Origin of the sequence: Sphingomonas sp. C3-2 (assembly GCF_033025475.1) — a bacterium.
Classification (GTDB): Bacteria; Pseudomonadota; Alphaproteobacteria; order Sphingomonadales; family Sphingomonadaceae; genus Sphingobium_A.
This window is the reverse complement of record NZ_CP130322.1, coordinates 210,395-221,127: the sequence shown is the minus strand read 5'-3', so window position 1 is coordinate 221,127 and position 10,733 is coordinate 210,395. Positions and strand designations below refer to the sequence as shown.

Below are 10,733 nucleotides of genomic sequence, written 5' to 3'. Positions count from 1 at the left end.
CTCATCTGTCATTCAGATATGATATTGCGACTCGATCGCATTTGCATTAGCGGCGGGGTGAACAAGCCGAAAGCATTCCGTTTCAACGAGGAAATTTCGCAATGATGACAACGGTAAAGGGGGCGTAATGACCGCGCGAATCGAGTTTCGAAACCACAGGTCGCTGGTCTTGGCGCGGTCGCTGGTCGTGTTGATGGCGGGGTGCGCCTTGCCGCAAGTTGCAATGGCGCAGCAGGGTGACGGCAGTGGCGGGCCGTTGCTGCTGGCCAGTAACAGCGCAGCACCGGGACGAGGCGCGGCCGACGGCGTTTCGAACATCACCGTTACCGGGCACCGGGTCGAAGCCGATCCGACGCTGACCGAGGGGAGCGATGGCTATGCCGCCGCCGCAACCAATATCGGCAAGGCCAAGCAGACCCTGCGAGAGATCCCGCAGTCGGTTACCGTGATGACGCGGGCGCGGATCGAGGATCAAAATCTGCTCACCGTCGAGGATGTCATGCAGCAGATGACCGGGGTGACCGTGGACCGCGCCTGGTTGTCGTCGGCCTATACATCGCGCGGGCTTACGATCACCAATATGCGCTTCGATGGCGGTGCGAGCGGCCAGACGTCCAGCATCACCGGCGATCTCGATACCACGATATTCGATTCAATCGCGCTGATCCGCGGCGCCGATGGCCTGTTCGGTGCCGGGGAAGCGGGCGGGGTGATCAATTTCACCCGCAAGCGCGCGCTTGCCGATCCGCAGGCCCGCGCGGCGATGACCTTTGGTAGTTGGGATCGTGCGCGGGCGGAAGCCGATGTCACCGGCGCGCTGACCAGCGATGGCAGCCTGCGCGCGCGCGCGATCGGGGTGTACGACATCGGCGCCGCGTTTCAGGATTTCAAGTCGGACGATCGCTGGCTGGCGCATGGTTCGATCGAATATAATCCGGCGCCCGACACGCTGATCGTTGCGGGCTACACGCACCAGTTCGACAAGCATAAGGGTTTTAACGTCAGCTTGGCGCGGTATCGCAACGGCGAAGATATCGGCTTTCCACGCAGCACGAACATGGGCGCGCCGTGGAGCACGATCACGCGCGACATCGACGTCGCCTATGGCCGGATCGAACAGTCGATCGGCAAGGATTGGACGCTGACCCTCAACGCCAATCACAGCCGTTCGAACGATCGGACCAATGCGGCGGAAATGGAAAATGCGGTCGACCCTGTCGACTTCTCGGGCACCGATTGGTGGTATTATCAGGCGGCGGCCAAGGTGCGCGAACTGGCGCTCGATTTCAACACGACCGGCAGTTTCCAGGCCTTTGGCCAGAAGCATGATATCGTTTTCGGCGTCGATTATACGCGCAACCGCACGGACAATCGCAGCCTGTGGACCTATTATGGTCCGGGCAATGTCTTTGATCCGGACTATCCGCCGGAAATCGCCTATCCGCCCGCCTGGGGGTATCAGGGGCGCACCAATGTCGAGCGCGTCGGTTTCTATGGCTCGCTGCGCATTCGGCCGATTGCGCCGCTATCGCTTATCGGCGGCGGCCGTCTCGTGGTGAAGGATCGCACCGCGACCCGCAACCTCGTCACCGGCCAAATCAGCTCGCTGACCGACCAGAAAACCAAGTTCGTTCCCTATGCCGGCATGGTTCTCGACGTCACCAAACATGTCAGCCTCTACGCCAGCTATGCCGAAATATACCAATCGCAGGCCAATCTCATGTCCGGGCCGCGCCCCGGCACGCCGCTCGATCCGGTCACCGGGACGAATTATGAAGCGGGCATCAAGGGGGATTTGTTCGGGGGCAAGCTGACCGGCTCGCTCGCTGTCTACCGTGTCCGCAAAAAGGGCGCCTCGGCCGCAGATCCCAGCAATCCGCCCGCGGGCTGGACCGATAATTGCTGCTATATCCGCGACGGCAATCTCAAGAGCCAGGGCTTCGAAGCCGAGGTTAATGGGGAAATCCTGCCCGGCTGGCAGGTTTCGCTCGGCTACACGTTCAACGACAACAAGAATACGCGCAAGAATGACGCGCAGTTCGCCGAGATCACCCCAAAGCATCTGTTCAAGCTGTTCACCGATTATGCCTTCAAGGAAGGCCGCTTGAAGGGGTTGAGCATCGGCGGGGGCGTTACCGCGCAAAGCGCGAATTTCCGGTCGGGCTGGGTGCAGGAGCTTAATCCGGCAACCGGGCTGTATGACGGCCCCTATTATGAATATCAGTTCAAGGTTCCGGGCTATTCGGTCTGGTCGCTGCGTGCCGAATATGCCGTCAGCGAACAATTCTCGATCAGCGCCAATCTCAACAACGTCTTCGACAAGAACTATTACGTCACCATTGGAAGCCCTGGTTACGGCAATTTCTATGGCGATCCCCGCAACTTCCTCGTCTCGTTGCGCGGAAAATTCTGATGAAGGCATCGTTCCGCCAGTCCATGGCGTGGCTGCACACCTGGGCGGGGTTGATCCCCGCCTGGATTGTCTTCGTCATCTTCCTGTTCGGAACGACGGCCTATTTCGAGCAGGAGATCAATGCGTGGATGCGCCCGGAAGTGCGCGCTGCGCCGGTCAGCGCAACCGCGCTTGATGCCGCGAGCCAGATCCTTGCCGAGCGCGCTGCGGGGGCCGAAAATTGGAGCGTCCGGATACCCGGCGTGCGCGGCGGCGATGCGCTTGTCGCGTCATGGATCATGCCCGGCGCATCCTGGCGCGACCGACAGGAAATCAGGCTGGATCCGGCCACCGGCCGTGAACTCGCGGTGCGCGACACCGAAGGCGGGTATTTTCTCTACCGCTTTCATTTCGATCTTCATGCGATGCCGGTTTCCTGGGCGCGCATCATTGTCAGTCTTGCGGCGCTCGCCATGTTGCTCGCGATTATTTCGGGAATTGTAACGCACAAGAAAATCTTCGCCGATTTCTTCATGCTGCGTTTCAGCAAAGGGCAGCGAAGCTGGCTGGATGCGCATAATGTCACCGCGGTTCTCGCGCTGCCATTTCACCTGATGATCACCTATACCGGTCTGGTAACGCTTGTCTTTACGCTGATGCCCTGGGCGATCAGCGCGAACTTCAAGGATTTCGACGCCTATTATGAGGCCGCTTTTCCCGCACGCGAGACGATCGTCGCGAGCGGAACCAGGGCGCCGGTTCTGCCCTTGTCGCAGCTTGTCGAGCGATCCGGCTGGGGTGTTGCTGAAACCAGCTATATCTCGATCGATCTGCCCGGCGATGCGGCGGCCCATGCCATGTTCTATCCGGTGGTCGACGCCATAAGCAGCAGCCATGAAAAGCGGGAACTGAACGCTGTTACCGGGCTTCCGCTCGCGCCCGCGCCCCATCATGATGGCGCCGCCAGCGCCACGCAGCGGGTGATGATCGCGCTGCATCGGGGCGATTTCGCGGCACCGGCGCTGCGCTGGCTCTATTTCCTGTCGGGGGTGGCTGGCACCGTCATGATCGCCACCGGCATGGTGTTGTGGACCGTCAAGCGCCGTGCAAAACTGCCCGATCCATCGGCTCCCCATTTCGGCTTTGCCTTGACCGGGCGCCTCAATCTGGGCGTGATCGTCGGCGCGCCTGCGGGTATCGCTGCCTATTTCCTGGCCAATCGGCTGTTGCCCCTTGGCATGGCGCACCGCGCCGATTGGGAGATCAATATCCTGTTCGCGGTGTGGGGGGCGGTGCTCGTCTGGGGTGCGGCGCGGCGCATGCGCGCGGCCTGGATCGAGGCGCTCGGGGCCTGCGCGTTGCTATGGCTCGCGGTCCCGGTCGTTAGTGCCATGGTCACCGAACGCGGCCTTTTTCCAAGCCTTGCAACCGACGACTGGGTGTTTGCCGGGTTCGACCTGATCGCGCTTTGCATGGCGTTTTCCTTCGCGCTGGCCGCCCGCAAGGCCGCAACTCATCGTTCCCATCGCCCCGCGCGCCGGACGGGCAAGATTGCAGAGGTCCTGTCATGAAACCGATCCTGATCGATAGCCTTACGTTCTTGTGCGCGACAGGCGGGTTTGCGGCCCTCATGCTGACCATGGCGCGGCACCAGTCCGACTGGTTCGGCCGCAAATTGCCCGAACACAGGGCCAGGGCGGGCCGTATCTGCGGATATGGCGCGCTTGTAATCAGCCTTGTCGTGGCGCTTGCCGGGCATGGCTGGGACTACGGCCTTGTCGCAATATTCGGCTGGTGGACGGTTGCGGCCGGGCTGGTCGTTGCGGCCAATTGCAATCGCCCCCGCATCCTTGCTCATATCGGGGGGAAGGGCCGATGACCCGTCTTTCCGTCTTCTTCCGCGTGGTTGCCGGCACGGTCGGCGCCTATGCCGTTGCGCTGCTATTCACCATCGCCCTCTCGCGCCTGCTGATCGTCGCCGGCAGCGATCCGGTAGAGGCCACGCTTGGACCCACTATTGCCTCCTTCGCGGTATTTTCCGGCATCTCGATCGCCGTCTTCCATGCGCCCCGGCTCAGCCGGGCATGGCTCTGGCTCCTTCTCGGGGGCGGGCTGTTCGCGCTTGTCGCGGGTCTGGTTTAAAGCGTTTGAAATCTAACGCCGATAGCCTCCCTTCACCGGGGCGCTATCGGCGTTTCCTGTGCCGGCACGCGCCCGGCACGGTTGCGGAATTTCGCGCCAAGATGTTCGACGACGAGATAGACCACCGGCGTCGTGTAGAGCGTCAGCAACTGGCTCACCAGCAATCCGCCGACGATGCAAATGCCCAGCGGCTGGCGCATTTCCGCGCCTTCGCCCATGCCCAGCACCAGCGGCAGGGCGCCCAGCATTGCCGCCATGTTGGTCATCAGGATCGGCCGCAGCCGCAGCCGCGCGGCTTCGCGAATCGCCTCCAGCGGATCCAGCCCGTCACGGCGTTGCCGGGCGAGTGCGAAATCGATCATCAGGATCGCGTTCTTCATCACCATGCCGATCAACAGGAACAGGCCGAGCAGCGCGATCAGGGAGAATTCGAACCCCGTCAGCCAAAGCGCCAGAAACGCACCGACCCCGGCCGAAGGCAGGGTGGACAAGATCGTCAGCGGGTGCAGCAGGCTTTCGTACAATATGCCAAGCACGATGAACACCGCGAGGATCACGCCCAGCAACAGCAGTGGCTGGCTTTGCGCGCTGGCCCCGGCGATATCGAGTTCGCCAGCCATTTTCGCCTGTACGTCATTGGGCAGCATCAGTCCGGCCACCGCGCGGTCGATCGCCGCTGCCGCCTGTTCGGGGGCGACGCCGGGGGCGAGCGAAAAGCTGACACGGCGCGCGGCAAACTGGTCGCGGTGGGGAATCCAGTCATCCGCCAGCCCCTGTGTCCGCGTGGTAAATGCGGTTAGCGGCACGCGCCGCCCATCGGCGGCAATGACGTGGACGAGATCAAGCACACCGGGATCGGTGGTGTAGCGCGGCTCCAGTTCCAGGATCACGCGATACTGGTTGAGATCGCCGTAGAGCGTGGCCACCTGCCGCTGGCTGAAACTGTTGTTGAGCACGCCGGTGATCGTGCGCATGTCGACACCCAGCCGGGCCGCCGCATCGCGATCGATGTCGAGGTTGATCTGCAGATTGCCGCCATCGGCGCGGCCGTCGACATCGGTCAGCTCGGGCAATGCCTCAAGCGCGGCGGCGGCCTTGCGCTGCCAGTCCTTGAGGCCCTCGAGCTTAGGAGAGAGCAACCGCAGGTGAAAATCCTGACCCTGCTGGCCGGGGGGCTCCAGCTGGATATCCTGATCGACATTCACCCAGAGCACGCCGCCCGGCACCTTGGGCATGCCCGCGCGCAGCCGTTCAACCACCGCGCCGGCGGTTTCGCGCCGTTCGGACATCGGCTTCAGGCGGATCATCATGCTGGCATTGTTGATCCCGGTCTCCCCGCCTGCCTGGCCGACGACATCGGCAACCGCCGGATCGGCGAGCAGGTAATGGCGATAAGTCTCGATCTTGGGCTGCATCAGCTGGAAAGACATGCCGTCGTCGCCGCGCGCGAACGCGGTGAGCTGGCCGGTGTCCTGTTCGGGTAGGAACCCCTTCGGGATGACGATGTAGAGCCCGACATTGATCGCCATGACGCCCGCAAGCAGCGCCAGCGTCATCCGCCGGTGGCGCAGCGCGATATCCAGCGTGCGTTCGTAAAAGGCGGCGATGCGCGCGGGCCAGCCGGCACGCCGGGTCTTGGCTGGCGTCGGCTTCAGCAAGCGCGCGCAGAGCGCGGGGGTCAGTGTAAGTGAAACGATGAGCGAAATCAGCATCGCCGCCGCCAGCGTCAGCGAGAATTCGCGGAACAGCAGCGTGATGACCCCGCCCATGAACAGGATCGCGATGAAGACGACGAGCAGCGACAGGTTCATGGCAATGAGCGTGAAGCCAACTTCGCGCGTTCCGCGCAGCGCGGCGCGACGCGGCGAAAGGCCCGCCTCGATATGACGTGAAATATTCTCCAGCACCACGATCGCGTCGTCAACCACCAGCCCCGCGGCGACGATCAGCGCTGTCAGCGACAGATTGTTGAGGCTGAACCCAAGCGCCCACATGGCGGCAAAGCTGGTGACGAGCGCCACCGGGATCGCAAGGCTCGGGATCACCGCCGCGTGCCAGCGCCGCAGGAACAGCCCGACGACGAGAATGACCAGCCCAACCGACAGCGCAAGCGCAAGCTGCGCTTCGCGAATGGTCGCGCGGATGCCCGGCGAACGATCGAGCACGACCTCCAGCTTGGTCTGCGCGGGCAACAGCGCGCGCAATCCGGGCAGGCTCGCCTGAATGGCGTCGGTGGTGGCGACGATATTGGCGCCCGGCTGGCGGCGCACCGTCAGCAAGACGGCGGGGCGATCATTGTGAAAGCCCATGGCATAGCGGTTTTCGGTCGCCTCGGTCACCGTCGCCACATCGGCAAGGCGGACCAGCCCATTGGGGCGGCGCGCGACCACCAGCATCTCATAATCGCTGACGGCGCGCAGCTGCGCGTTGCTGCCGATGGTCCAGCTGCGATCGCCCTGCTCGGTCATGCCGAGCGGGGTCAGCGCATTGGACCGGGCGATCGCCTCGCGCACTTCGTCAAGCGCAATGCCCTGCGCGGCAAGCGCATGCGGGTTGAGCTGGACACGCACCGCGGGCAGGGAGGCACCGCCGATCGATACCTCGCCGACGCCCGGCACCTGCGACAGCTTTTGCGCAAGGATGGCCGAAGCCTCGTCATATAGCCGTTCAGGCGGCAAGCTGTCCGATGACAGCGCCAGCGCCATGATCGGCGCCTGACTGGGGTTGAGCTTGCGATAGACCGGCTCGGACGGCATTCCTGAGGGCAATTGGCCCCGTGCGGCGTTGATCGCGGCCTGAACGTCGCGCGCGGCGTCGTTGATATCGCGCCCAAGCTCGAAAATCATGACGATCTCGACCGTGCCCTGGCCGCTGGTCGCCTCGAGGATGCGGATCCCGGCAATGCTGCCCAGCGCGCGCTGCAGCGGCACCGCCACCGCCGCTGCCATGGTCCGTGGATTGGCGCCGGGCAGGCTGGCCTCCACCGCGATGGCGGGGAAGTCGACCTCGGGCAGCGGTGCGGTCGGCAGCATGCGCCAGGCCAGCAGGCCCGTCAGCATCATCGCCAGCGCAAGCAGGGCGCTCGCCACCGGTCGCATAATGAAGAAACGGGCAATCATGTCGCGCGCAGCGCCTCGGCGTCGTCGCCGCTCCGCCGGGCGCGCAGCCGCCGGGCCAGGCCATCGAACCAGAGATAGACGACCGGCGTGGTGAACAGGGTCAGCACCTGGCTGACGATCAGCCCACCGACCATGACAAGCCCGAGCGGATGGCGCAGCTCGGCCCCGGCGCCCTGCGCGAACATCAGCGGCAGCGCACCGAACAGGGCGGCGAGCGTCGTCATGAGGATCGGGCGGAAGCGGAGCAGCGCGGCGCGGCGGATCGCTTCGCGCGGGGACAGGCCTTCGCGCCGTTCGGCCTCCAGCGCGAAATCGACCATCATGATCCCGTTTTTCTTGACGAGGCCGATCAGCAGGATGATCCCGATCACCGCAATCAGGTCGAGCGGCTCCTGCGCGATCAGCAACGCCAGCAACGCACCCACCGCCGCCGAGGGCAGCGTCGAAAGGATCGTGATCGGGTGGACCGTGCTTTCATACAGCATGCCCAGCACCAGATACATCACCACCACGGCTGCCAGGATCAGCCACAACGTGCTGTCCAGCGACGCTTGAAACGCGCTCGCAGCGCCCTGATAGGCCATCGTCACCGATGGCGGTGCGCCCAGTTCGGCCCAGGCCGCGTCGATCGCCGCCACCGCACCGCTCAGCGATGTATCGGGGGCAAGGTTGAACGCGATCGTCGCGGCGGGGAACTGGCCGATACGGCTCAGCATCAGCGGTGCCGAACGCATCTCGACACGGACCAGACCCGCCAGCGGGACGGGCGTTCCGTCCGCTGCCTTGACGAAAATTCGGCCCAGATCGTCCGGCCCCTGTTGCAGGCGCGGATCGGCTTCGATCACGACGCGATATTGATTGGCCTGGGTGAACAGCGTCGTGATCTGGCGCTGGCCGAAGGCGTTGTAGAGCGCGGCGTTGATATCGCTCGCGTTGATGCCCAGCCGGCTGGCGGCCGCGCGGTCGATCTCGACATGGGCCTGCAGGCCCCCCGCGTGCAGATCGTCGGCAACATCGGCCAGTGCGCCCCGCGCGCGCAGGCGCTCGATGAATTTGGGCGTCCACTCCGCCAACTGCTTTGCATCCGGGGAGGAAAGGCTGAGGCGGTACTGCGTGCGGCTCGTCTGGTCGTCGACGTTCAGTTCCTGCACCGGCTGCATATAGGCGCGGATGCCGGGTATCCTGTCCGTGGCGATGCCGAGCCGGTCGATCACCGTCAGCGCGCCGTCACGGTCAGCATGGGGTTTCAGGTTCACCAGCATGCGCCCGCTGTTGAGCGTGGGGTTGTTGGCATCGACCCCGATGAACGACGAGACGGTGGCCACCGCCGGGTCGGTGCGGATCGCATCGACCAGTTTCTGTTGTCGTTCGGCCATGGCGGCGAACGAAATATCCTCGGGCGCCTGCGTAACCACCTGAACGGCACCGGCATCCTGCACGGGGAAAAAGCCCTTGGGGACGACCAAATAGAGCAAAGCCGTGAGCAGCAACGTGCCCAGCATCAGCCCCAGCATCAGCGGTTGCCGATCCAGCGCCTTGTCCAGCAGCGCTTCGTAGCGCGCGATCACGCGGTCGAGCAGGCCTTCGCGCGTGGCGGGCGCGTGCGGCTTCAGCATGCGCGCGCACATCATCGGCGTCAGCGTCAGCGAGATCACCAGCGATAGCGCGATCGCCACCGCCAGCGTGACCGCGAACTCGCGGAACAGCCGGCCGACGACATCGCCCATGAACAGGAGCGGGATCAGCACCGCGATCAGGCTGACGGTCAGCGATACCAGCGTGAAACCGATCTCGCCCGCGCCCTTCAACGCCGCCTGCATCGGGCTTTCACCCTTTTCGAGATGGCGGGCGATGTTTTCGAGCATGACGATGGCATCGTCGACGACGAAGCCGGTGGCGATCGTCAGCGCCATCAGCGTCAGGTTGTTGAGGCTGAAACCGAGCAGATACATCACCCCGAACGTGCCGACGAGCGACAACGGCACGGCGATGCCCGGGATCACCGTCGCCGGCAGGTTGCGCAGGAACAGAAAGGTCACCAACACCACCAGCGCGATGGCGAAGACCATCTCCACCTGCACACCGTGGACCGAGGCGCGGATCGTCTCGGTGCGGTCGGTCAGCACATCCACCTTGACCGACGCGGGCAGTCCGGCGGTAAGCGCGGGCAGGCTGGCGCGAACGCGGTCGACCACGTCGATCACATTGGCACCCGGCTGACGCTGGATGTTCACCAGAACCGCCGGAACCGGGCCCGACCAGGCGGCAAGGCGGCGGTCTTCGGCGCCGCTTTCCACGCGCGCAACCTCACCCAATGTCAGCGGTGCGCCATTCGACCAGCCAATCACCAGCGACCGATATTCCTCGGCCGAGGAAAGCTGGTCATTGGCGTCCATCATGATCGATCGGGTCGGGCTGTCGAAACTGCCCTTGGGCTGGTTTACCGATGCGGTGTTAATCGCTTCGCGTACATCCTCCATATCAAGGCCGCGGGCCGCCAGTGCGGCGGGGTCGATCTGCAGGCGCACCGCAGGGCGCTGCCCGCCGGCCAGGCTGACCATGCCCACGCCCGGCGTTTGCGACAATTTCTGCGCCATGCGCGTGTCGACCATGTCGTAGATTTCGGGCAATGGCAGCGCGGGCGAGCTGATCGCCAATGTCATGATCGGCGTATCGGCCGGATTGACCTTGCGATAGACCGGGGGGGTCGGCAGATCATCGGGCAGCAACGTGGCGGAGGCGGCGATTGCCGCCTGCACTTCCTGTTCGGCCACGCTCATCGGCACTTCCAGCGCGAATTGCAGCGTGATGACCGACGCGCCCCCCGAACTGCTCGAAGACATTTGGCGCAGCCCCGGGATCTGGCCGAAACGACGTTCCAGCGGGGCGCTGACCGCGCTCGAGGACACGTCCGGGCTGGCGCCGGGATAAAAGGTGAATATCTGGATGACCGGATAATCGACCTGGGGCAGCGCCGCGACCGGCAGCAACCGATAGGCGATCAGCCCGGACAGCAGCAAAGCCGCCATGAGCAGCCCGGTGGCAACCGGGCGCAGGATGAAACCGCGCGAAATATTCAT

General features: G+C 64.2%; 6 protein-coding genes. 4 read left to right on the top strand and 2 right to left on the bottom strand.

Annotated elements, in window-relative coordinates:
• The first annotated feature begins 127 nt into the window (after positions 1-127).
• Genes QYC26_RS00990 through QYC26_RS00975 form a run of 4 tightly spaced genes read left to right on the top strand, consistent with a single transcriptional unit; the run spans position 128 to position 4,534 of the window.
• Positions 128-2,413, top strand: coding sequence for a TonB-dependent siderophore receptor (locus QYC26_RS00990; protein ID WP_317513548.1), 2,286 nt, complete (start codon positions 128-130; stop codon positions 2,411-2,413).
• Positions 2,413-3,963, top strand: a complete 1,551-nt coding sequence (locus tag QYC26_RS00985) for a PepSY-associated TM helix domain-containing protein (protein WP_317513547.1) — start codon at positions 2,413-2,415, stop codon at positions 3,961-3,963. Before QYC26_RS00990 ends, QYC26_RS00985 begins: the two co-directional genes overlap by 1 nt.
• A complete protein-coding gene (locus QYC26_RS00980) occupies positions 3,960-4,271 on the top strand; it encodes a DUF3325 domain-containing protein (protein ID WP_317513546.1) in 312 nt (103 codons plus the stop codon). Before QYC26_RS00985 ends, QYC26_RS00980 begins: the two co-directional genes overlap by 4 nt.
• Positions 4,268-4,534: a hypothetical protein gene (locus tag QYC26_RS00975; protein ID WP_317513545.1), complete on the top strand. Its 267-nt coding sequence runs from the start codon at positions 4,268-4,270 to the stop codon at positions 4,532-4,534. The genes QYC26_RS00980 and QYC26_RS00975 overlap by 4 nt, the downstream gene beginning before the upstream one ends.
• 32 nt (positions 4,535-4,566) lie before the next feature.
• On the opposite strand, the gene QYC26_RS00970 is transcribed toward QYC26_RS00975, so the two are convergent.
• Both QYC26_RS00970 and QYC26_RS00965 read right to left on the bottom strand, forming a co-directional pair.
• Positions 4,567-7,653 carry an efflux RND transporter permease subunit gene (locus tag QYC26_RS00970; protein WP_317513544.1) on the bottom strand — a complete coding sequence of 1,029 codons (3,087 nt, stop codon included), beginning with the start codon at positions 7,651-7,653 and terminating at the stop codon, positions 4,567-4,569.
• Positions 7,650-10,733 carry a multidrug efflux RND transporter permease subunit gene (locus QYC26_RS00965; protein ID WP_317513543.1) on the bottom strand — a complete coding sequence of 1,028 codons (3,084 nt, stop codon included), beginning with the start codon at positions 10,731-10,733 and terminating at the stop codon, positions 7,650-7,652. The genes QYC26_RS00970 and QYC26_RS00965 overlap by 4 nt, the downstream gene beginning before the upstream one ends.

Bases quoted from the DNA above. Each gene is read 5' to 3' on its own strand.
- QYC26_RS00990 (WP_317513548.1), top strand. From the start codon at position 128: ATGACCGCGCGAATCGAGTTTCGAAACCACAGGTCGCTGGTCTTGGCG.
- QYC26_RS00985 (WP_317513547.1), top strand. From the start codon at position 2,413: ATGAAGGCATCGTTCCGCCAGTCCATGGCGTGGCTGCACACCTGGGCG.
- QYC26_RS00980 (WP_317513546.1), top strand. From the start codon at position 3,960: ATGAAACCGATCCTGATCGATAGCCTTACGTTCTTGTGCGCGACAGGC.
- QYC26_RS00975 (WP_317513545.1), top strand. From the start codon at position 4,268: ATGACCCGTCTTTCCGTCTTCTTCCGCGTGGTTGCCGGCACGGTCGGC.
- QYC26_RS00970 (WP_317513544.1), bottom strand. From the start codon at position 7,653: ATGATTGCCCGTTTCTTCATTATGCGACCGGTGGCGAGCGCCCTGCTT.
- QYC26_RS00965 (WP_317513543.1), bottom strand. From the start codon at position 10,733: ATGAATATTTCGCGCGGTTTCATCCTGCGCCCGGTTGCCACCGGGCTG.